Origin of the sequence: Fibrivirga algicola, assembly GCF_011742925.1 — a bacterium.
Taxonomy (GTDB): domain Bacteria; phylum Bacteroidota; class Bacteroidia; order Cytophagales; family Spirosomataceae; genus Fibrella; species Fibrella algicola.
In genome coordinates, this window is record NZ_WAEL01000005.1 from 413,254 (window position 1) to 436,113 (window position 22,860).

Here is a 22,860-nt window from a genome sequence, read left to right on the forward strand (position 1 = left end):
CTGTTTACCCGTCGCTGTAGAAAGAGCAGCCAGGTTTGGCAGCTCACTTACCCGCGGTTGGCATCTGGTTCAGGAGTTGCTTCATTTCCTGAACGGTGCCGCTGTAGGCCGCGTCGGTAGCCAGATTTTTCAGTTCGTGGGGATCGTTGGGGTGTTCAAACAACATGGAACCGGCTTTGCCTTCTTCCCACTCCACATAATGCCAGCGCTTGGTACGCACCGACTTACCTAATTTGTTCTGCACGGCCGTTACACTGTAGGCCGGGAAATCCCATTGGCTATCGGTTTTCTTCAGCAATGGCGCCAGGCTATGCCCCTCAATAGCCGTTGGTTTGGGCAAGCCACACAAGTCTGCCAGTGTTGGGTATAGGTCCAGCAACTGCACAACCTGTGTACTGTGCTGTCCTTTTCCTTTGGGCATGGCAATAAGTAGCGGCACGCGCAGACCAAGTTCGTAGAGTGAATAGGCTTTCGACCACTTGCCTTTTTCGCCGAGGTGGTAGCCGTGATCGCCGAAGAAAACAACGATGGTATTATTCTGCAGCCTGTTGCGTTCCAGCGCGCCCAGTACCCGCCCCACCTGCGCATCCATAAAACTGGTTGAGGCGTAGTAAGCCCGTTTCATCTCCCGCGATAGCTCGGGCGTTGACTCCCGACCAATAAACAAATCGCTGTTTGTGCGCGAAATCGAAATAGGAGGGAAGCCCACTGGGGCTTTCGGCGTAGTGCCGAAATCGACGGGCAGTTCCATTTTGTTGACATCGTACAGATCGAAAAAACGCTTCGGGGCGGTGGGTGGGCTATGCGGTTTCACGAATCCAACGGCCAGAAAAAAGGGCTGGTCTTTATACTTGCCCATAAAATCGATGGCGCGACTAGCGGTTTTGTAATCGCCGTGATTCTCACCATTGCCGGGCAACACAATGATTCGGTCAGAAGCGGCGGCCTTGCTCAGCGGTTTGTCGGCGGGCTCATTATCGGGCTCGTCTGTTCTCTCAACAGCCGGCCGGGAAGCGGCCTTACCGCGTTCGGTAATGCCGGGGTTGGTTGGTTCACCGCCTTCGGTCCACGAAACCTGATCGTCAATGCCCCCGTGGAATATCTTACCGGAGCGCAGGGTTACGTAGCCGTTTTGTTTGAAATGCTGCGGTAACGTCACAAACTCCGGGTGCGTGAGCCGAAAATAATCGTTGTTGTTCATCACGCCCGTTTGCGTGGGGTAACGGCCTGTCAGAAATGAGGTACGCGACGGGTTACAAACCGGGTATTGGGCATAGGCGTTGTCGAACCGGGTACTGCGCGCTGCAATTTGGTCGATGTTGGGCGTCTGGATCATCGAAACGCCGTAAGCACCCAATTCCGGCCGTAAATCATCGGAGATGATAAACAGCACATTGTATTTCGGCGGGGCAGCTACCGGCGGTGTGGCGGGCCTGCTCGTTGCCATCACAAACAGAAAAGCCAACAGACAACAACTGAGAACAAGAAAATAGCTCGACGTACCTAGTCGACGGCCTAGTGGTTTCATAGCGGCAAACGTTTAGGTGGCTATTAACGATCGAAGCTACCACATTTACCGGGCAAAAGCACAGCGCATAACGCGGGCTTCAGCTCAATAAGAGTCAAGTCTAGATTCCTGACCAATCAAGCCGTTCGAAGCCAGCCCGTAATGCTTAGCCGATCGCGGTTGGCGGGGGGGAGTACTTCATGCTCAAGTAAACCGCTGTCGAAGCAGACTAACCGCCCGCCTACTGGGGCAATCAGCGTAGTGTGTTCACTACCATCGGGTTGAGGCAGGTAAACGGCCAGCTGACCACCATCGGTAGGTTGCCAGTTGTCATTGAGGTAGCAAATTATTGAAAGCCTGCGACGCGAGTCGGCTCTGAACCGGTCGAGGTGGCGTTTGTAGAACGTACCCACAGGGTAACGGGCATAATGCAGTTCGCTGTCGCGGAGGCCGAGGTAGCAGGTGCGGTTAACGTACCCGATAAACTGGTCGATCTGGTTCAGAAAGGTTGCTTCTTCGGGAGTTGCCGTAGTGGTATCGAGCCACAGAATTTCGTCGCCCCGAATGGCTTTTTCCACTGCTGCCTGTCCGTTGCCGATGCCTGCTTCGCGAAACTGCCCCGCCGCCTGCCGTTCCCATAATCGGGTCCGCAGGGCGGTTACTTCATCGGGCAGCAGAAATGCATCGGCAACGCCGTACCCCTTCTCCAGGATACCATCGATGAGCGATTCAAATAAGGCCTCGGTATCTCTCATTGCTGCAAATCGGTCAGCTCATCGAGGCGAACCGTTTTGAAATGACGGTATACCTGAATGATCATCGACAGGGCTACGGCGGCTTCGGCAGCGGCCACCACGATCACAAACAGGCTAAACAACTGCCCCTGCAACCGGTCGGGGTCGTATTGGCTAAACGCTACCAGGTTCAGGTTGACAGCATTGAGCATCAGTTCAATGCCCATCAGTACCACCACGGCGTGCCGTTTGGTGAGCACCACCGCGAGCCCGATACTGAACAGTGCGGCCGCTACCAAAAGAAGGATGCCAGATGATTGAGGTTCCATATTAGTGGGGATCAAGCGTCAATGTGTTTAGCTCAGGTACGTTAACCGGGGAAACATAACACATCGACACTCATTTATTTCTTGAGTTTCGCCAGATACCCGCTGCCAACCAGAGCAACGAGCAGCAGGATACTAATGATTTCGAAGGCGAGCACATACTCAGTCATCAATTGACGACCGATTACATCGACGGTAGTTGGGGCCGTTGAGGCGGGTCGATCAAAAACAACAAAATGGGCATTAATCAGCAGTCGGCTCAGTCCAAAAAATAAACCACCGGCTAGCAGCAAGGCCAGCCAGGGACGGCGGCTTTCTGTTAAAATGCTGTTCGATCGCTCACTTACCGGCGACTCGTCGCCGGTTGCGGATGCCGGTTTGTTCGTTAGCATAACCCCGAACAGCACTAGCACCAAAACACCCCCGACGTAGACAACCAGTTGTGAAACTGCCAGAAAGTCGGCCCCTGCGAATACAAACAGTGCCGCTACACCCAGCAGGCTCAACAGCAGCAGATACGCCGAATACAGTACATTCCGGGTCAACAACAGGCCTACGGCGCTCGCCAGCGTCAAGGCAACAAACGAGAAAAAAGCGACCTGAATCAACTGAACTGGTGAGTTTAAAGTGTACTATTGACCGGCTGCGCGTCGACCTGCAGCGCGCAGTCGCAAAAAAACAATACCGCTCAAATTTCGACTATTCCTGTGATTTTGGCTTCATCGTAGGCCGAAATGCCGGTTTTGGCTTAACGACCTCCGGCTCAGCCGGGGCTGGGGGCTCGGTTGACGCAGGATCAGTTGAAGGTTGCGTCGCAGCAGGCAACATACCTAAATCCTCTTCTGGAACAACCGGCTTGGCAGCCGGCTTCATGGTGGGCCGAAAAGCGGGCTTTGGTTTTGCGGCGGGCGTAACCTCGACATCGGCAACCGGTGGTCCGGCAACCGGTGGCGTTTCGGGCGTTGCTGTCGACGCATCGCTATCGGCAACCGGCTTTGGGGCGGCTGGCTTCATCGACGGTCTGAACGCGGGCTTCGGTTTTGGCTCAGCTGGCGCTGCGTCTGGTACGTTCGACTCCGTAACGGGCGGTGTAACAGGCGTCGAAGCGGCTGGCGGAGAAGCTGGCTTCATAGTGGGCCGGAAGGGTGCTGTCTTTTTGGGCGTAGCCGATAAAACCTCCGATGAGGTAGGTACATCTTTTTCAGCAGTGGTTAGCGGCTCCGTAACATGTGGTTGTTCAGCAACGCCCTCCATCGCAATCGCCTCAGCCTGGTCGGGAGCGGGGTCGGTTAATGGATGTAGCTGGCTACCTTCTGTTGAATTGCCGGTTTCGGCCGGTAGAGTTGGCGTAGCTGCTTTCGCGGCTGGTTTCATGCCGGGCCGGAACACAGGCCGCGGCTTGGGTGGTGTAGCTGCTGCCGGGGCAGTCTCCGGTACGGTCGGCTCGGCAGGTACGTCCGCCTTGGCTGGTTCAGCTACCGACTCACCCGTAGTCGTAGGCATAGCCGGCTCTGCTGCCGGGGCTGTAGCGGGCTTTGCTGCCGGTTTCATACCCGGACGGAACACTGGTTTGGGTTTTGCAGGCTCCGCTGCGGTCTCAGTTGCCGCAGGCGCAACAGCAGGCTGTTCTTGCTTACTGCGCTTAGCGGCTTCTTTCTCCTGAACGAACTGCTCATACAACGCCCGCTTTTCGTTAGCCTGTTCAGTCGTGAGGTTGGCAAATTCGTAGGTCAGATCGCCCAGCTCGAAGGTGCTGAAGTCGAACTTCTTTTCCATTGTCAGGCATTCGGTGGGGCATACGGCTGTACATAAACCGCAGTAGCAACACTTAGCCATGTCAATGTCGAACTGGGCCGCATACAACCGGATAGGCGATCCGTCGGAGGCGCGGCCTACTTCTTCCGTTGCCTTAATGGGATCAATCGTAATACAGTCAACGGGGCAGACCTTCGCACACTTATCGCAGACAATGCAATCGTCTATTTCGTTATGAAGGCGATACCGGCCGTTGTCGGGAATGGGCAGTTGCTCGTGCGGATATTGCAGCGTAACCAGCCCATCAGTCAAATCGAAATAGGTGTCGTCGGCCACACCCATAGGCTGGCGACGATGCGTGGCGTTACGCAAGTGCCGTACTGTCAGGCTCAGGCCCTTCAGCGTGGTGCGGATGCCGTCACGTATATCAGAGAAGTAAGACATGCGTCAATGGGTGAATGAGCAATGAGTGGCTATGCGAATGTCCTGATCGGGAGAGTTGGCAGGCACAGCTCCAAGCATATAGCCTCTCATTGCATCTATACCCATTAATACAATGCCGGAAACCGGTTTGGTTCGGCTTCGTGCATCAGCGCGTAAACGGATTCAAACACATCGTCGGTCGACGGTTTCGAGAAATAATCACCATCTGAACCATAGGGCGGGCGGTGTGCTTTAGCCGTTAACGTCCGTGGCGCCGAGTCGAGGTAGCGATACCCATCTTGCTGATCCAGCACCTGCTGAAGCATATAGGCCGATGCTCCACCGGGGAAATCTTCATCGGCAAACAGCACGCGATTAGTCTTTTTAATCGATTCAATGATAGTACCCGTCAGGTCGAAGGGTAACAGGGTCTGAACATCAATGACTTCTACCGAAATACCCGTTTCGGCTAGCTGAGCGGCCGCTTCCAGGACAATCCGGCACATCGATCCGTAGGTAACAACCGTTATGTCAGAGCCTTCCTGCAAAATTTCGGGCGTACCCAGCGGCAGGCAGAACTCAGCAATGTTATCGGGTAGCCGTTCTTTGAGCCGGTAGCCATTCAGGCATTCGACCAGCAGCGCCGGGTCATCGCTCTTGATCAGCGTGTTATAAAAACCAGCCGCCTGCACCATGTTGCGTGGTACCAATACGTGGATGCCGCGCAGGCTGTTGAGCATCGCACCCATAGGCGAGCCGGAGTGCCAGATGCCTTCCAAGCGGTGGCCCCGCGTGCGGATGATGACCGGTGCTTTTTGCCCGCCTTTGGTGCGGTACTGCAGCGTGGCCAGATCATCGGTCAACGTAGCGAGGGCGTAGAAGATATAGTCGAAATACTGAATCTCCACAATAGGCCGTAGTCCCCGCATCGCTAAGCCAATGCCCTGACCAATAATGGTTGTTTCACGAATCCCGGTGTCAGTGATGCGCAGGTGGCCATACTTTTCCTGAAGGCCGGCAAATCCCTGGTTTACATCGCCAATATGGCCAACGTCTTCGCCAATAGCTACTGCCCGGGGTTCGCGCCCAAACAGACTATCAAAATAGCGCTGCATAATCAGATAGCCGTCGAGCATCGGACTTTCGTCGGAATACTGCGCCGGTACCGGCGTCACCCGCAGTGGCGACTCGTCAGACTGGCTATATAGATGTGAGCTGAAGCGGTCATTGTGTTGTTCTTTTACCTTGCCGAGCCAGCGAACCAGTGCCTGCTTACCCTGCCCCTGATCGGTACGAAGTAACCGAAGAGCTTTCCGAACAGCAGAGACGGAGTCGCGGTAGAGTGGCGTCACTGTCTGCTGCAATTCCATCCGAATGCCCATAATGTCGGCCGATTTCGGATGATTACGGGCTGCTTGCTGGAGTAAATCCAGTACCTCGGTCTGATCACCGGCCATCGAGTTTTGAAACGCTTTCCAGGCCGCATTGCGTGCTTCGCGGGCTGCGGCAAGAGCTTCCTTCTCCAAAGCGATCAACTCATCCTCGGTGGCGAAGTCATTGGCAAGAATCCAGGCGCGGAACTGCTTGTTACAGTCATGTTCACGTTCCCAGGCCAGTCGTTCGGTGGGTTTATATCGTTCGTGCGAACCCGATGTTGAGTGACCCTGTGGCTGCGTCAGTTCCTGCACATGCACCAGCACAGGTACGTGTTCTGTGCGGCAGATATGAGACGCTTTTTCATAAGTATCAACCAATGCGGCGTAATCCCAGCCTTTTACCGTGAAAATGGCAAAGCCTTTGTCATGCTCGTCGCGTTGAAAACCGGCCAGAGCTTTAGAGATACTGCCTTTTGTGGTCTGGAGGTCAATGGGCACTGAAATGCCATAGCCATCGTCCCAGACAGATACAAGTAGCGGTACTTGCAGCACAGCCGCGGCGTTCAGTGTTTCCCAAAACATGCCCTGTGAGGTAGAGGCGTCGCCAATATTGGCAAACGTTATCTCGTTTCCTTGCCGCGAGAATTGGGTGATATTAGCTAGTCCGGGGTTGTGTCGATACAGTTTAGAGGCGTAGGCCAAGCCAACAGAACGCGGAATCTGTCCAGCCGTTGGCGCAATGTCGCAGGCGGAGTTGAACAAGTCCGTCTGATTACGCCAGTGGCCCTGCTCGTCGAGCCAGCGTGTAGCAAAATGCCCATTCATTGACCGGCCGGCTGTATTTGGGTCGTGAGCCGGATCGGTATGGGCGTAGAGTTGCGCAAAGAATTCGGACCAGCGCAGCTCGCCCAGGGCAGCCACAAAGGTCTGATCACGGTAATAACCAGAGCGGAAGTCACCCCGTTGAAAAGCGTGGGCGGCCGCTAACTGAGCTAACTCTTTACCATCACCGAAGATGCCGAATTTAGCACGCCCACCCATCACGTCTTTACGGCCTAACAGGCTGACCTGTCGGCTCTCACAGGCTAATCGGTAATCGGCCAGGATAGTTTCCCGGTTCAGAGCGTCCGTTGTGCGAAGGGTTTCATTTGCAATCACAGCATGGGCACAGGTTAATGGTCAAAATCTTTAAGTGATGAAGTGGTGTGTCAATGAGAGAAAAAAACAACGGTCAATTTTAAACCCTGATTGCTGCTGTAACTCTAACGAAGTACTGGGCAGGGATTAAAAAAGCCTTACGAAGTAAAAGTACAGCAAAGGAACCCATCGATCAAAAAAACGATTTTTTCGATTTCTTTGTTGAAACCACAGCCGCCAAACAGTCTTTGGCAAACCGTTTGTGGTATATTTGTTTTAGCATCTGAATCTACCAGACAACCAAACCAATATCTGAATAAGCAATGAAAACCGCATTATCACTTTTCGTAGCTCTTTTTGCCTTTGTCAGTGTTAGCTTCGCCCAGGACGGAGTTGCAACCTTCGCTAAGGAAGCCCATGACTTCGGCAAAGTTGAGCAAGGTAAGCCCGTAACTTACGTATTCACCTTCAAGAATACAGGTACTGCCCCTATCGTGGTAACAGATGCTACCGCTTCGTGTGGCTGCACCAAGCCATCATGGTCTAAAGAGCCAGTTGCGCCAGGCCAGTCAGGCCAGGTGTCAGCAACATTTAATGCTGCTAGCCCCGGCCCATTCAACAAGACAGTTACGGTGACCAGCAATGCCAAGACATCAACGGTTTACCTGACCCTGAAAGGCGAGGTAGTATCGAAAGAAGCAGCTGCTGCTGCGGCGCAGGCCAATCCAGCCAGCAAAAAGAAAGGAACAAAATAAACTAGTGCTAAGTCGCAAGTCTGAGAATTCGGTAATACGATCCTGCTTGTCGAGGATAAAGCCTCATTGACTTTAGACTTCTTTTAAACTCTTTTACTGAAGGGTTAATTGATCAAGTAGTACCTGAAAAGCATCCGGTAGTGTACCGGGTGCTTTTTTGTTGGTCCCGCCTGGCGACCGATACTATAGGCCCGTATCCGCTCTTCCCGGAGGCGAACACAAGGCACTGAAATTGACTACGTTTGATGCGTTCTTAACCACGATAAAAACTATGTTTTTCATTGTTATTGGCCTAGCCCTGCTTATCGCCGGCTTTGCTATCAATACACCATCACTTTCGTTTTCGCACTATGCCCGGCCTGTCAAGGTCGTGGGCGTAATTCTGGTTTTTCTGGGAATGCTAACGGCCAGCATCCGCCAGATCGATGCCGGGCAAGTAGGCATTGTATCACTCTTTGGTAAAGTGACTGATATCGTCCTGTCACCTGGCCTGAATTTCGTAAACCCATTAGCCAGCGTTACCGAGTTCGATGTAAAAACGCAGAACTATACTATGTCGGCCGATACCGATGAAGGTGAAAAGCGAGGCGACGACGCTATTCGCGTGCTTACTGCCGATGGACTCGAGGTTGTGGTTGACCTGACGGTGCTTTACCGCCTGGTAGCGGCCGACGCCCCCCGCATTTACCGTGAGATTGGCACCGACTACAACGATAAGATCGTTCGGCCTATAACACGTACCCGAATTCGGGATAATGCCGTTTACTATGATGCGGTTGCGTTATACTCGACCCGCCGTGATGAGTTCCAAAATAGAATCTACAAAAGCATAGAGGCTGATTTTAGGAAGCGTGGTCTTTTGCTCGAGCAGCTCCTGATCCGAAAAATTAACCTGCCGACTTCAGTAAAACTGACCATCGAGTCGAAGATTAGTGCCGAGCAGGAAGCGCAGAAGATGCAGTTTGTACTGCAGAAAGAGAAGCAAGAGGCCGAACGTAAGCGCGTTGAGGCACAGGGTATTGCCGATTATCAAAAGATCCTATCGACAGGACTAAGTGACCGGCAATTGCAATATGAGCAAATCTTAGCGCAGAAGGCGCTGGCTGCCTCACCCAATGCCAAGATCGTAATTATGGGTAGCCGTGGTAACGTACCTATGTTATTGAATAATTAACAATTGGTTGGCCCACTATTGCCTGGGCGACAGCGGGCCAACCAATTGCCCTTTTATTTTCGCACAGGCAATTGCTTTAGCCAGCTTTCAAGTGCAGCAGGCCAGGTCGCTACTGATTCGCCTGCTTTGGTGCGGAGAGCAAAGCCATGCCCGCCGGTCGGATACAAGTGCATCTCGGCCGAAACTTTCTGCTGAAGACAGGCCAGGTAGTAGTTAATGCTATTCTCCACAGGAACGGTTTTGTCATCCATCGAATGAACGAGAAACGTTGGAGGTGTACCAGCCGACACTTGTTTTTCATTTGAATAATACTCAACCCAGGTAGGGTCAGTTGCTAACGTACCCAGCAGTTTGGTACGCGAGCCTGCATGTGCTTTATCGCCAAAGGTGATCACCGGATACATCAGAATCGAGAAATTAGGCTTGGCCATCGGATCAGCCTTCGCTCCTTTGTCGTAGTGAGTCGATAAGGTAGCGGCCAGATGCCCCCCTGCCGAAAAACCCATGACGCCGATCCGGTTTGGATCAACATTGTACCGTGCCGCCTGTTGCCGAATCAATCGCATGCCTTGCATGGCATCAGATAGGGGGGCTTCGTGAGGCGTTTGCTGGAGGCGTGTATCGGGTAACCTGTATTTTAAAACAAATGCAGTGATACCCCGTTCGGAGAACCACTTGGCAATGTCAGAGCCTTCGTGTTCGGCCGCCAAAATGGAATAACCACCTCCCGGACAAACCATGACCGCGCTGCCGGGGGCAATGCCCGCTACCTGGCCTTTTGCTGGGTATACTGTCAGGGTTGGGGTTACTACGTCGCTAATACGGAGAATACCGCCGCCGACTGTGCTTTTTTCGGTAATAGTAGTCGATTGAGCGCTTGCCAGCACATTCGGCATGCTGTTGGCAGGCCAAAGAGGCAGTACCTCCTGAGCCATAGCAGTCATAGGAAGGAGAAAAATGGCCAGGAGCCGAAGTTGATTAGTCAGGTTCATAAAAAAGGGCTTCGTTGTTGAACAAAGCCCTTTCTTTTATATCTCTACCTCTCCATTTACATCGTTAACGCCCTGTTTAGGGCTACCGTGCAGGATGTCGATTAATTCCTGAACGCGATACACTGTGGAGTTTAATCGGTTACCCAGGATGATAATGACGTATTCGTCTTTCGGGCTGAACCAGAACATTGTGTTGTATCCTTTCCACCAGCCGGTATGATAAATGAATTCAGGCTGATTCATGGCGTCTAGCTGTATCCGGAAACCATAGCCGTAATTCCGTTGTCCCTTTCGTTCAAAACTGCGCGGAACGAAAGCCTCACTCAGCGTTTTCTTCGACAATAGGCAATCACCGTTTAGCGCCCGATACCAGCGGAACAAATCGCCGATGGTTGAATAAACACCCTTATCGCCTACTACATTATCGAAGTAATCTTTCGGAATACGTCGGTGCATCTGGTAGCCTGCCGTTCGAAACAGATTGATCGAGTCGTTTTTAGTGGTAGCAACATAGGTGTCGTGCATACCCAGGGGCAGAAAGATAGTGCGGCGCAGGTAATCGTCGAAGGGCTGTTTGGTGACCTTCTCCACAATGGCGGCCAGCACCATATAATTTGTGTTGTTGTACGAGAAGCCACGACCAGGTACGTTGTATCGTTGAGGTGTTGGTTTTACCGTAGCGAACCAGTGCATCACATCGGCGTTGGTGGGTAGCTTTGGGTCTTTACGGTAGTAGTTGACCTTCATGCTGTCGTCGAAGGAATACACGTAGTTGGGCAAGCCGCTACGGTGACTCAGCAGATCCCGAATACTGATGCCGTGATATGGGAAATCGGGGAAGAAACGCTGAATAGAATCGGTGAAGGCCAGTTTGCCGGACTCCTGCAATTTCAGGACGGCTATGGCAGTGAAGGTCTTAGAGAGTGAGGCCAGTTGAAATTTGGATTGCTCGACCAGTGAATCGCGACTATCCTTTTCAAAATGCGCCAGTCCAAAGCAATGCTTATAGAGAACGATGCCTTTCTGGGCAACCAATACGTTACCGTTCAAGCCACCGCGTACTTTCTGCTGAATGATAGCTTCGATTTGCTGAGTTTTTCTATCGGCTCCTATGGCTGCGCGTAAACTAGCCTCCTGAGTCGGCGATAGCATTTGCTCTTCGGCACAATTCCTGAGTTCCGCCACCGATTGGTTCGACTTGTACTGAGCCGACTGTCCGCACGAAATGCCAAACGCAAGTGATATGAATAAAAAGGGGGCCTTAATCAGCCAGCGACGCAACATCAATCTCATCAGCACAAACCAGTCGCACAACGCGTTTACTACCTATCAAAAGTAAAGAGAATAACTCATCACCCACTCATAAGTGGGTGGAGTCGTAAATTTAGCGTTGCTACTACAGGCAATCAACGTCTAATACCCATAAAATGACATTAAAAATTGGCTAAAGGCGATTCAACGGCCTCGTCCCTGAGCCATTACCCTCAGTGTCTGAGCAATAATCCACAAGTCAAGGGACAGGGAACGCCGCTTAGGGTAAATCAGGTCGAACTGCAGTCGTTCAACCATTTCGTCAACACTGGCAGCGTACCCGAAGCGAATTTGCCCGATCGATGTGATACCAGGTTTTACCTTGAGCAGATCGGAATATTCGGGAGCAATTTCTATGATCTTATCAATAAAGTACTGCCGTTCGGGGCGAGGGCCCACCACCGACATATGACCAAGCAGCACGTTTAGAAACTGAGGAATTTCGTCGATTCTAGTCTGCCTCATAAAGCGTCCCCAAGGTGTAATCCGGTTGTCGACATGCCCCATCGATAGAGATGGACCTGCCTTCTCAGCATCGACGTACATGCTCCTGAACTTGTAGATCATGAACGGTTTGCCCTTATGGCCAATGCGCTCCTGAAGGTAAAATACTGGTCCGGAAGACGTGAATTTAGTGATTAAGGCAACCAGGATAAATATGGGTGATCCAATGAGCAAAACGCCTGTTGAGAAAGCGACATCGAACGAGCGTTTAAGAATTGCAATTCGAAAATCATCGAGCTCCTGCGAGGAGAGGTTTAGTACAGGTAAGAAATCGTGGTATTCGATAGAGGCACCTTTCGTGAGAAAGCCCCTAAAGTCGACCAGCAGCTTCACTTGAAAATCAAGAAACTCAGATAGGTCAACGATGCCTTTTAATTGAGTATTATCGACGTAGGGTAAGCAGCAGTAAACGCAGTCGATCTTCTCACGGCGCACAAAGTCAGTCAAGTCCGTGTATGAACCTGTCAACTCTCCTTTATTTTGTTCGGTCGGCCAATCAAAATAGCCTTGGAACTTGAAGCCCATCTCAGGATGGACTTTGTAGAAATCTGTAATCGTCTGCGCCAGCTTCCCGTAGCCAACTACTATAAATCTGCGGTTGTTATACCCCCGAGCGCGGTAACCCTGCAAAAAAAGAAGACCGCCTAGCCTAAATAAGCCCCCACTAAGTATAAAGAGAACATAGGTATAAGCTAGTTGCCCTCTTGAAAAGTTAGCTTCTTGAACAAAGAACCAAAATAAGGCAATAATGGCTGCGTGTAACGTAGTGAGGTAAATCAGTTTCTTCAGCAAAGGAATTGCTTTGAATAACTGTCGCGGAAAAATGTAGGGGCGGGTCACCAGGATGATCAGCGCCCAAACTACGTTGGAAGCAATCCACAAAGACTGGTAGGAACCTTTAGTAGCACCATCTATCTCGCCAAACCTCAACCAATACGCGCCAGCGAAGGACGCGTTTAAGCACACGAAGTCAAAGAAGACGTGTAACGGGAAGAGAAGTATGGAATAACGGTGCCTCATTCTTGCAGGCGACTATGAGTCAAGAGTTAAGGTAGGTTATCGCACAATACAACTAGCGGTCTTGTTAGGCAATGGCTTGCATGACTGTTACAAATATATTCGTTGTCAGGAAGAGTAGCACCATTGTGTACCGCTCGACTACTAGGCCAGGATATTACCTGCGCCAACTCCGACGGATGCCGAGATAGATGCCTGTACTGGTTGAGTACAAGCCGCCTACATCGACGGCTACTCTGCCAATCAGCTCAGTGCCATCGATAACCGATCCTACACCACCCTGTGACTGGATAGCAGCGGCCACTTGAAAAAGGCCAGAGAACTGCGTGATTGATGGTACATAAGGAACATCGTAAAGGCCTAAATTATTGCTGTATGAAAGTTTGGTCAGGTACGTTGGCCCTTGCTTCAACCAGGATGCGCGGATTGGTAACGTACCTGAAACGCCCAGATGCCAGGCCTGAACACGATTATTGGCGGTAAAACCACCAAACGAGGTACGTCCGTTACTATCATAAGCAGGATTGATGAACGGGGTACCAAGCGTTTGACGCTGATAGGCCCAGCCGTCCCGAAATTGGGCATTGTTAAAGTAGTTTACTTTACCCCGCCGCTGTGGATCTTCGATCACAAACTCAGGCCCTCCCTGATTGGTGGTGTTCAGGTATTCAAACAGAACAGTCTGAAAAAGTGCTTCAGGATTATGGTTTCTAAGCCTGATTCCATTCAGTCCATCGGCAATACTCGTCAAATAAAACAGGGCTCCTGAATCGAACGGGTTCTGTCGGTACAAAAACAGGGAGTGCCTTCTTAAATCAATATCCAATGCAAGATCGATCGATCCCAGGTGGTTCCCAATCCGGTTAGTGATGTCGAAATCGGTTAAGTCAGTGCCTACTGGAATAATTGACTGACTACCAGTGCGTAATCCCGACACAACTAGAAGGTAGTCGTGAAAACTGGCTGGTAGGCGTTCTGAAGTCACGATGCCGGTGCCTACCAGTTCGGGGCTTACACCACCCCAGACAACATCATGATTGACACCTGCATAGGCCCTAAATGTACTCTGTGTTTTGCCAACCCGAAAGAACAGCGACTTCTGATGTAAAAAAGAATGCCGAACATAAGTGCCCCCTAACCAGCCATGGGCGAACGTACCCATTACCGATAGCCAGCCTTTTGTGAAGCCGATTGGCGTAAACCTGGGAATGCCGATTTGAATCTTGGGCACAGGTAGCGCATTACCCGACCAACTGTACGAGCCTGAGGTCAGCAAGGTATCGACTAGTCCAAACACCTCGCGTCGTCTACCTGCATACGCTTCTAAAATACCGTATCGGGCTTTTATGTAGGCTTGTTGCAGCAATACAACCTGTGTAGGGGGGAAGTTGGTATTTGTGGAGCCATTGGCAACCAGGTCGGCTCCGTAACCGATGTCGAACCGGCGTCTTGTCGTATCGTACTCGCTGCTAAATCCGGCTCGTAGGGTAGCAGAAGGGGCGTTGTAGGGGACAGAGCCATATTGGTTAGTCCGTAGCCAAAACGGCGTTTTAGAGGAGGCTGATAAAATGGCACCTGCCTCCAACTGATATGAGTTAGGTGTCCTGACGGCTGGTGCCTGCGCAATAACCGGTGAACTTCCGAGAAGTAGTAAGGCTGAATAAATATATTGTTTCACCAGAGATAGCTGATAAGAAACAGTGTGCAATCTGTCCGGTACAAATCTAAACGTACCTAACCATCACCTGCTTTCGACGAGTAAAGGTAGTTAGCAATTAGGCGATACTAAAAAAGCCACCCCGGTAAAGAGGTGGCCTCGACGAGTCAACGGCTCGTTCGTTAGATTCGTATGCGCAAATTAGCGACGGGTATTTAGGCGAAGTTGTTGCTTAATCCGTTTGTTCTCTGCTTTAAGAGCCTGTGTCTCTTTCTTGAGTTCAATCATATAGAGCGTCAGTTCTTCAATTTTCTCGAGCAGTTTAGCGTCCATCTTACCTACATCGACTCCGTCGCGAACGACCTCCACTGCTGACGGTACACCTGGCAAGTGGCCGTGCTGTTTAATGTGCTGCTCAACTTGGCGTAACGACCGTAGGTTGTATGACTTCTCAAATACCTTGTCTGACCACTCACTCGTGTTGGCTACGGCTACTTTTACTTTCTCCGTCAGGATACCTTCACTCACGAAGAGCCGGTAACCCGCTGGTGTCTTATCAATGCCCTGGCCAATAATAACGCCACCCGTATTGGTATTGACAAGATTAATACCGGATGATTGCCAATTGGCATCAGCAGCTTCAGTGCCAAGGCGGGCTGAACTGGTTGTACTGCCCAAAACAACATCGCCATTTGCATTGACTGTCAGAAACTTATTTGTGCTGAGTACCGTAGCCGGGCTGCTACTTTTCAGATTCGTCAGCCGCAAACCTGATGTATTGGTTGTAGAACTTACAATTTCTAGTTTAGCAGCCGGTGCCGACGTACCGATACCGACATTAGCGTTGGCCCCTAAAACTATACTATTACTTTGGCTCACCCTGGCACGTGCTCCAATTGCTGTAACATTAACCAAATTAGGGGTTGCTGGCGTTACGTCGGCGGCGAAACCAATAAAAACATTCTCATCGCCTCTGCTTTCTACTCCGGCATAGCGGCCAATGGCAGCATTATGAATGCCAGATGCATTGCGTAACAACGATCCGTCACCAATGGCCGTATTACCAATGCCTCCTACATTACTACTACCTGAACTATTACCTATAAATAAATTATAACTACCTTGTGAATTACTAAGGCCTGCCTGTTGTCCCATAAAAAGGTTACCTAAACCAGTAGTATTATTTACACCTGTATAATACCCTATAAACACATTGTTGCTACCAGATTGATTGCTTCGGCCGGCTTCATAACCAATAAATGTATTTGAAGAGCCTATATTACTAATACCAGTGTTGGCACCAACGAAAGTGTTTTGCGAGGCGGATCCACTTGCAGTACCGGATAACGAACCTAAATATGTGTTTCCTGTACCGGTTGAGTTATTGCTTCCGGCATCAGCGCCCATGAAAGTATTATTACTACCTTGCGTGTTCCCATATCCTGAACCAGTGCCAAAAAAGGCATTATTGTTACCTTGTGAATTGAAGTAACCTGCATTATACCCTGCGAAGGAATTATTATAACCGATATCGTTAGTATACCCAGCGTTAGCGCCCAAAAAAGTGTTATTGTTACCGCTAGAAGTATTATATCCTGACGAGTAACCTAAAAAAGCGTTGTTTTGACCAGATGAATTTCGGTTGCCAGCTCCTGCTCCAACGAAGGCATTTTGGGTACCTGCCATATTTTGAATACCTGCTCCTCGGCCAATCATTAAGTTACTAGCACCGCTCATATTAATATTACCTGCTCCTACTCCCACTAGGGTATTATCAGATCCTGGAGTTAATGAGGAAGGGGCGGTAGATACATAGTTGGTCTGGGCATTGACATTAAGGGTTAAGACCGAAAATGACCCTAAAGTGAATAGTAGAAATTTCCACATGGTTTCAATTAATTTAAATAAGTAGTATATAGATCAACAGAACGGCAGCATCTACTTGAGGATGTTGACGGGTGCTAAGTGTAAGTAGAGCAAAGGCACTACTTTTCATGTATTTGTGTCCAAAATGACTTATGCATGCTAAGTGACCTACTGACCGTAAGTGGCAACACAGTGTACTTCGTACCAATCTTGTAGCCAAGATACTTCATAAGCACGCGTAAGATCTGTACAGGTATCAGTAAGCTGTGACCTTGCTTAATTAAATATTGGCTCTCATTTATAACATAACGATATCCCCCTGATTCTGCTTTTTCGTAATGACATAGTACATGTTGTTGCTGCTTATGAAAAACTCCTATATCAAAGTATCTACTGAATTCTTGTAATATTGAGTAATCATGTGAGTGATAGACCTTAGCTTCGGCGCAGTAGACGAGCGAATAACCTTGCAATATTAGTCTTGCTGCAACTGAAACTTCCTCGCCAAGAATTGTGTGTTCAGGGAATCCTCCATGCTGTAGTAGTAATTCTTTCTTGTAAGCAGCAAAGGAGTTAGAGGAAGAACAGGTCGTAATACCAAGTGTAGGAATCATTGCCTTGTTTTTAACTATACTTTCTGAAGAGTAGTTAATTAATCTAGCAGCAGCACCGAATATACCCGTATTAGGATATGGAATTTGTCTACCATAAGCCATCCCTGCGCAATCTGTTTTGACTAATGAATCATAGAGTAGTCTTAGTGAATGACAATCATAAGGAATAGCGTCCTGAGTCAGAAACATGACTATTTCATGACTAGCAAGATTTATGCCAATATTCCTTGTTGCTCCATGATTGAATGAGGACTTACTAATTGAAGTATAAGGAACGTTATTTAAGTTTAGTATTTCCCTAGTGTTATCAGTAGACTCTGAGTCAAGAATGATTAGTTCCAAAGGTATAGTCTGCTGTTGAAGAGACAGTAACAATCTGGGTAAATACTCAGATGCATTATACGTAGGAATTACGACTGATACCATTTTAGATACAATATGTTAAGAGGTAAACTAACTGCGAATATAATAATCTGAACACATTACGAAGTATTGAGGTATAATCTACTAGATTACTTAACTAAATTTGATATATATAAATTGCGGTATACAATATACCATAATATTATAACTCTATTTAAAAAACGCTTATAAAAAGGATTTGTTGATATTTCTCCTGTTGGTGATACATTGTTACCATGACGAACATAGTCAATGAGAGGAAGATCTATAAAATTTACTGAGCCCTTTAACTCAACCAGCAAGCCAATCCACCAATCATGCATATGTATATGTTTAGGAAAGGGCAACACATATTCTAAGATTTCTCTACGAAAAGCCATACAACACCCTATGTATGAGTTTTTATAAAGATTGTGCATAAAACCTGGACGACTTTTTCGAAATGAAAAAAAAGAAGCTATTATTTGCTTTAAATTTTGGTCTACAATACGACAATCACTAAGAACAAGATCAGCAAGATTTAACCTCTCGCTCATCACTTTCACTTTATCCGGCCTCCAGATATCGTCTTGGTCAGATAAAAATATGAAGTTACCGCTAGCTTCATTAAGAGCGTTCTGAAAATTTCCAACGGGACCTTTTAAGCCATTATTAGTTATTACCTTAATACGTCCATCTCTAAACGAACCAACTATACTTAGAGTATTATCCGTCGAGCCATCATCAGAGATAATTAACTCATCATCAATTTCTAATTGAATGAGGATTGAGTCTATTTGTCGTTTAATGCTTTGCTCGCCATTGTAACAAGCCATGCAGACACTTATCATTTGATTCAGATTTAATGTAAAAACGATAGTCTAAGTTGTATTAAATCCATATGTAACTAAATAAGGCATAAAATATTGAAGTGTAAATGTACTGGTAAAATTAAAAATTATTGATTTGCTATGCACAAATATATGATCAGTTTAATTTAACAACAAAGCTGAGATGATTCATTGAAACTTAGTAGTACATTCTATTGACTACGAGGGTTAGTGGTTCAAGCGTTCAACAGTTCAAATATCCATCATATCCTACTTGATACAAATATAATAAGTAAATGGCCAGACCAAAAAATACAAAATAATCTGTCATTTAGAAGATAAAATACATTTATTGGCGTTAGCACAAATTAAATTATAGTAACTGTAAAAGTAAATATATCTTTTAAATATGATCTTATTTCTTTTTGAAAATAATAAACTCGAAGTAAGCTAGATAATAACTTTTGATTGTAACCTTTACCTAAAAATTTTTCTCTTATCAAATTAGTTTCAACTAAGGAAATTTTCATTTGGCTACTAATGCCATTTGATTTACATCTGGCTAAAGTTAATGGTACATACAAGAATGAATAACCATTTACGAAAATTTTAAGATTTAGTTCGTAATCTGCAATTGCTTTGTACGAAACATCGTACTTAAAAGCATGAAATAATATTCTTTTATAGAATGTTGCTTGGTGATGTACGGTGTTTTGTAGCCATATACGATTGTTTAAAAAAGATCGTACATGATGGCCCGTATCAAAAATAATATCCCCACATACCATTAAATAAGGATAGCGTAGGTATGGTTTTATATTAAGTAAAGCATCATCTTCAAGTATGTCATCGGCACCTAAAAAGTATATCCACTCTCCTGATGCTTTAGATAAACCCTTGTTCATTGCATCATATATACCATTATCAGGTTCGCTTACCCAATAGCTTATTTTATCGCAATACTTATTAATAATATTTATAGTTTCATCGTTACTACCCCCATCAATAATTATGTAATCGAATTGCAGCTTTTGATTTATAACGCTGATAATAGACTTCTCAAGTGTTTTCCCAGCTTGATAAGTGACAGTAATAATACTTATTAAGGGATTCATTTTAATTATTGTCAAGTTGATTATTCCAGATCTTAACTGAAACGTAGATTTTAAGTTCGAAAGTAATTAGAACTGTTAAGATACCACTTTGAATTGAGATATGTTATCTAATAATAAAGAATAAATCTTTGAATTGTTTAATATCAACCTCATAGATCGTATTGCTAAAAATATTTAGATGTTGAGTATCTACAATTTTATACAAGGTTACAAAGAGATTTAATTTGTAGTTTGGGATATAACAGTGCCACTATCACTATATTTCAGCATTACTTATACGAAGCCAATACATTCAGTAAAATATTGAGAATTGTCACTACAAAGGATATTATGATTTAAATTTCCCTAATTTTTCAAAATAAGCATCAATAACTCCTCTATATAATAGCCTTAGCCGATTAAATTTGTCATCCTCAAAAAAAAAGGATTTTATCCATTCTTTAGTTATGAGGGTAATAGCTTTGAAACGAAACTCAGGATATAGTTTAGCCAAGACTAGCCCATTTCTAACCATATAGTAGCCACGAATAGGTGTATGAGATATGAAAATAAAGGTACCCCAACCTACAGATTTACGTTTACCCAAATTATGTTTAAGTTGAACACTATTTAGCTGAATTATCTTATATCCCAAGCGGTTCAATCTCAATCCATATTCATGATCTACATGATCAATGAAAAAGTCCTCCCGAAATGGCCCTGCTATTTTGTACGCTTGTAGATTGAGTATATTGCCAGAAGTCATTGTGTAAAGGACATTCAACTCACTTATTTTCTGCTCAATACCTGAATGTATACCCGACACAAGACCTATTTTGTAATTGTTTGTCTTTGCAACTAATACCATACTTTGTAATGAATTAGGGGGTAAATAAGTATCATCGTCCATTGTAAGTAAGAATTCAAAGCCATTGTCAATAGCTAGACGCGCAGCTATATTTAGCGCAGCAGCTACCCCTCGGTTTCCCCCGTTACATACGTATTGTACATTGGGCCACTTAGTCAATTCAGAAATGAGAATTGTGTCCGGGAATTCAGAATTATCTATAAGATACACTTGTTCGACTTGATTCTGGTATGACGCTATTGCGTCTACACAAGAGGGTAAGCTATTGTAAAGTGTTACACTAGCTGCAACTCGAGCTTCAGCCTCCGAAGGCAAAGACAACATATGTCTGTAGTTTAGATAGTCTAGTAAAAGCATCAAACAATTCAAACTACTTAGTTAGCTCACTTACTAACTTGCGTAACTTAATTGATATTTATATAACATACTTTCAGAGTAATGTTCTACAGTACAAAGATAACAAAACATATATTTGTGGTTGGAAATTGTGTTTTATTGAGAATTGAACTATGTTGAGCGTATTTATAATTAAATAAATGTAGCTTTTTTTTAGAATAAAAAAAGCTACATTTACGATGATAATAACATATTTATTTTTACTTATTACAGTGTTAGGTGATTTATACTAAAAGGCGTGTGATGCATTTATAATAAATGTTATGTATTCATGCTAGTCTCATGTGGATAGAAATAAGCAAGAAAATTTTATAAGTTTGTCATTGACTTATGAAATGATGTCTGCTGATATTCCTTCAATTAGCATATCTCTCATGACGTTCATAGAGTAATGCTAAACATGTTATTATGACCTTACCTTTATGGAAGTAAAGTGGAGAAAACGTAATGTAGGCTCTGTTCAGCCATCCGGTCTAATTACTTAATTGATTGATTTGTTAATTTAAACCACATGGAAATTAAATTTAGCTATATAGAAGAACCGCTACCAACGCGAAAAAATAGCCAATTCCCCAAAGTAACTATAATCACAGCAACTTATAATGCAGGTAACTATTTAGAGGAATGTATATCTAGCGTTCTCAATCAATCTTACGATAATATTGAATACATTGTTATTGATGGGGGATCAACAGACTCAACAATCAATATAATTGAAACATACCAGCACAGACTAGCATACTGGATAAGTGAGCCTGATGCTGGTATCTACGATGCATGGAACAAAGGTATTTCAAAAGCTACAGGAAACTGGTTAGTTTTTATAGGTGCCGACGATCAACTTTTGCCAGATGCTGTCCGACTGTATATAGAGCACATCATTAATCATCCTAATTGTGAAAATCTTCAGTTTGTTTCGTCCCAGATTCAACTAATTGATGAGAGATCAAACTATCTTGAAACGGTAGGGCAGCCTTGGCGATGGGAATTGTTTAGAAAAAGTATGGTAACCTGGCACGTCGGTACGTTTCACTCATGTTCCTTGTTTAGAATGTATGGTGTGTATGATGATACGTTTAAAATTTCGGGAGACTATGAATTTTTGCTTAGAGCTGGAAGTAGGCTAATTGCCTCATATATGCCTTCTGTTACTGCAAAAATGCGTGTAGGTGGTATAAGCGGGAGTAATCTTCTTAAAGCAAGCCAGGAAACATACAGGGCTAAAATTAAGAATAATGTATTGTCTCCTATTACTGGGAGAGTGCTAATGGTTATTGATTCTGTCAGATTACTATTTACAAAAGTGACTACTCCTAAATAAATTTAATGAGTTTTTGCCACAGCAACTACTGCGTACTGTAGGTATTCCATATCCTCGATAGCGTTGAATAGCAGACTGTTAAGAATTTTGAAGTTTTTGTACCCTTTTATATTTAGCTCTTTAATAGAGTTTATCCCTTCCACCATTCTAATTTCGTAATCTACTTCTGTGAAAAGACGTACAATACTCTTTTTTGTAAAAAATCTTAGGTGGGTTTTGTCGAATATGCCCGAGTCGGTTTGTGGAAAATCCTTGTTAATAATTATTTGATAGACCGCATCAAAAAATCTTATATTAGGGATTGAGCAAACTATTATTCCTTTATCCGTAAGGTACGATTTGCATAATTCAAGCGCCGCAACTGGATTGACTAAATGCTCTAAAACGTCGTTGAAGACAATGCAGTCAAATTTTTTTCCATTTAGGTTTAGATTTTCGTCAAAAACTGTATTGTAAACCCTATCCAATAATACTTCTGCCAACTTTGCTGCCTTTTCGTCAGGCTCTATTCCCCATACTGTAGACCCGTAGTGTTCTTTCACTGCAGCTCCAAACACACCGCTACTACAGCCTACGTCCAACAAAGACTTAGTATCAGGTGAAATGTATTTTAACATTTCATCTCTATTTTGAGCATAATATTGTCTATCCTTGGCTGAGTACTCTTTATGTAGTGGCTTCATTAAATGCTTATGGTTGTTCCTGTACAGTACAACCTTTTTGGGAAGTAGAGTTCTATTAAATTGCAATATACATACGCTGTCAATAACAAATCCTTCATCTTAGCAAAGAATATCCCGTGAATCGTCCCCAGAAGCAAGT

At 46.1% G+C, this 22,860-nt stretch carries 19 protein-coding genes; 3 read left to right on the top strand and 16 right to left on the bottom strand.

The window, feature by feature from the left end:
• Window positions 1-43 precede the first annotated feature (43 nt).
• From F7231_RS15830 to F7231_RS15855, 6 genes are all read right to left on the bottom strand, one after another.
• A complete protein-coding gene (locus F7231_RS15830) occupies window positions 44-1,528 on the bottom strand; it encodes a sulfatase (RefSeq protein WP_166692581.1) in 1,485 nt (494 codons plus the stop codon).
• A gap of 116 nt (window positions 1,529-1,644) precedes the next feature.
• Window positions 1,645-2,262: a 2OG-Fe(II) oxygenase gene (locus tag F7231_RS15835; protein ID WP_085411235.1), complete on the bottom strand. Its 618-nt coding sequence runs from the start codon at window positions 2,260-2,262 to the stop codon at window positions 1,645-1,647.
• Window positions 2,259-2,570: an NADH-quinone oxidoreductase subunit NuoK gene (gene nuoK, locus F7231_RS15840; RefSeq protein WP_085411234.1), complete on the bottom strand. Its 312-nt coding sequence runs from the start codon at window positions 2,568-2,570 to the stop codon at window positions 2,259-2,261. The genes F7231_RS15835 and nuoK overlap by 4 nt, the downstream gene beginning before the upstream one ends.
• Window positions 2,571-2,644: 74 nt before the next feature.
• Window positions 2,645-3,175 carry an NADH-quinone oxidoreductase subunit J family protein gene (locus F7231_RS15845; protein WP_166692582.1) on the bottom strand — a complete coding sequence of 177 codons (531 nt, stop codon included), beginning with the start codon at window positions 3,173-3,175 and terminating at the stop codon, window positions 2,645-2,647.
• A 91-nt stretch (window positions 3,176-3,266) separates the two neighbouring features.
• Complete coding sequence (locus F7231_RS15850) at window positions 3,267-4,766, bottom strand: 4Fe-4S dicluster domain-containing protein (protein WP_166692583.1); 1,500 nt, start codon at window positions 4,764-4,766, stop codon at window positions 3,267-3,269.
• Between the two features lie 104 nt (window positions 4,767-4,870).
• Window positions 4,871-7,279 carry an alpha-ketoacid dehydrogenase subunit alpha/beta gene (locus F7231_RS15855; RefSeq protein ID WP_085411231.1) on the bottom strand — a complete coding sequence of 803 codons (2,409 nt, stop codon included), beginning with the start codon at window positions 7,277-7,279 and terminating at the stop codon, window positions 4,871-4,873.
• Window positions 7,280-7,581: 302 nt separating this feature from the next.
• On the opposite strand from F7231_RS15855, the gene F7231_RS15860 reads away from it, so the two are divergent.
• Both F7231_RS15860 and F7231_RS15865 read left to right on the top strand, forming a co-directional pair.
• Window positions 7,582-8,013, top strand: a complete 432-nt coding sequence (locus tag F7231_RS15860; protein ID WP_085411230.1) for a DUF1573 domain-containing protein — start codon at window positions 7,582-7,584, stop codon at window positions 8,011-8,013.
• Between the two features lie 271 nt (window positions 8,014-8,284).
• Entirely contained in the window at window positions 8,285-9,187 is a 903-nt protein-coding gene (locus tag F7231_RS15865) for a prohibitin family protein (RefSeq protein WP_166692585.1), read from the top strand.
• Window positions 9,188-9,240: 53 nt separating this feature from the next.
• On the opposite strand, the gene F7231_RS15870 is transcribed toward F7231_RS15865, so the two are convergent.
• The 9 genes from F7231_RS15870 to F7231_RS15910 form a co-directional block, all read right to left on the bottom strand.
• The gene (locus tag F7231_RS15870; protein ID WP_166692587.1) at window positions 9,241-10,179 is read right to left on the bottom strand and encodes an alpha/beta hydrolase; all 939 of its coding nucleotides are present in this window, start codon (window positions 10,177-10,179) and stop codon (window positions 9,241-9,243) included.
• A gap of 36 nt (window positions 10,180-10,215) precedes the next feature.
• A complete protein-coding gene (locus F7231_RS15875) occupies window positions 10,216-11,472 on the bottom strand; it encodes a serine hydrolase domain-containing protein (RefSeq protein ID WP_166692589.1) in 1,257 nt (418 codons plus the stop codon).
• 162 nt (window positions 11,473-11,634) lie between these two features.
• The gene (locus F7231_RS15880) at window positions 11,635-12,960 is read right to left on the bottom strand and encodes a sugar transferase (RefSeq protein WP_310589333.1); all 1,326 of its coding nucleotides are present in this window, start codon (window positions 12,958-12,960) and stop codon (window positions 11,635-11,637) included.
• A gap of 208 nt (window positions 12,961-13,168) precedes the next feature.
• Window positions 13,169-14,689: a capsule assembly Wzi family protein gene (locus F7231_RS15885; protein ID WP_310589334.1), complete on the bottom strand. Its 1,521-nt coding sequence runs from the start codon at window positions 14,687-14,689 to the stop codon at window positions 13,169-13,171.
• Window positions 14,690-14,869: 180 nt separating this feature from the next.
• Window positions 14,870-16,555, bottom strand: coding sequence for a beta strand repeat-containing protein (locus tag F7231_RS15890; RefSeq protein WP_229369990.1), 1,686 nt, complete (start codon window positions 16,553-16,555; stop codon window positions 14,870-14,872).
• A 98-nt stretch (window positions 16,556-16,653) separates the two neighbouring features.
• On the bottom strand, window positions 16,654-17,574 hold the full coding sequence (locus F7231_RS15895; RefSeq protein WP_166692593.1) for a glycosyltransferase family 2 protein: 921 nt from the start codon (window positions 17,572-17,574) through the stop codon (window positions 16,654-16,656).
• Window positions 17,575-17,660: 86 nt separating this feature from the next.
• A complete protein-coding gene (locus tag F7231_RS15900; RefSeq protein ID WP_229369992.1) occupies window positions 17,661-18,365 on the bottom strand; it encodes a glycosyltransferase family 2 protein in 705 nt (234 codons plus the stop codon).
• A gap of 362 nt (window positions 18,366-18,727) precedes the next feature.
• A complete protein-coding gene (locus tag F7231_RS15905; protein ID WP_166692597.1) occupies window positions 18,728-19,474 on the bottom strand; it encodes a glycosyltransferase family 2 protein in 747 nt (248 codons plus the stop codon).
• A 328-nt stretch (window positions 19,475-19,802) separates the two neighbouring features.
• A complete protein-coding gene (locus tag F7231_RS15910; protein WP_166692599.1) occupies window positions 19,803-20,645 on the bottom strand; it encodes a glycosyltransferase in 843 nt (280 codons plus the stop codon).
• A 583-nt stretch (window positions 20,646-21,228) separates the two neighbouring features.
• Here F7231_RS15910 and F7231_RS15915 point away from each other — a divergent pair.
• Window positions 21,229-22,038, top strand: coding sequence for a glycosyltransferase family 2 protein (locus F7231_RS15915; protein WP_166692601.1), 810 nt, complete (start codon window positions 21,229-21,231; stop codon window positions 22,036-22,038).
• Window positions 22,039-22,040: 2 nt separating this feature from the next.
• On the opposite strand, the gene F7231_RS15920 is transcribed toward F7231_RS15915, so the two are convergent.
• Window positions 22,041-22,721, bottom strand: coding sequence for a class I SAM-dependent methyltransferase (locus F7231_RS15920; RefSeq protein WP_166692603.1), 681 nt, complete (start codon window positions 22,719-22,721; stop codon window positions 22,041-22,043).
• Window positions 22,722-22,860 lie beyond the last annotated feature (139 nt).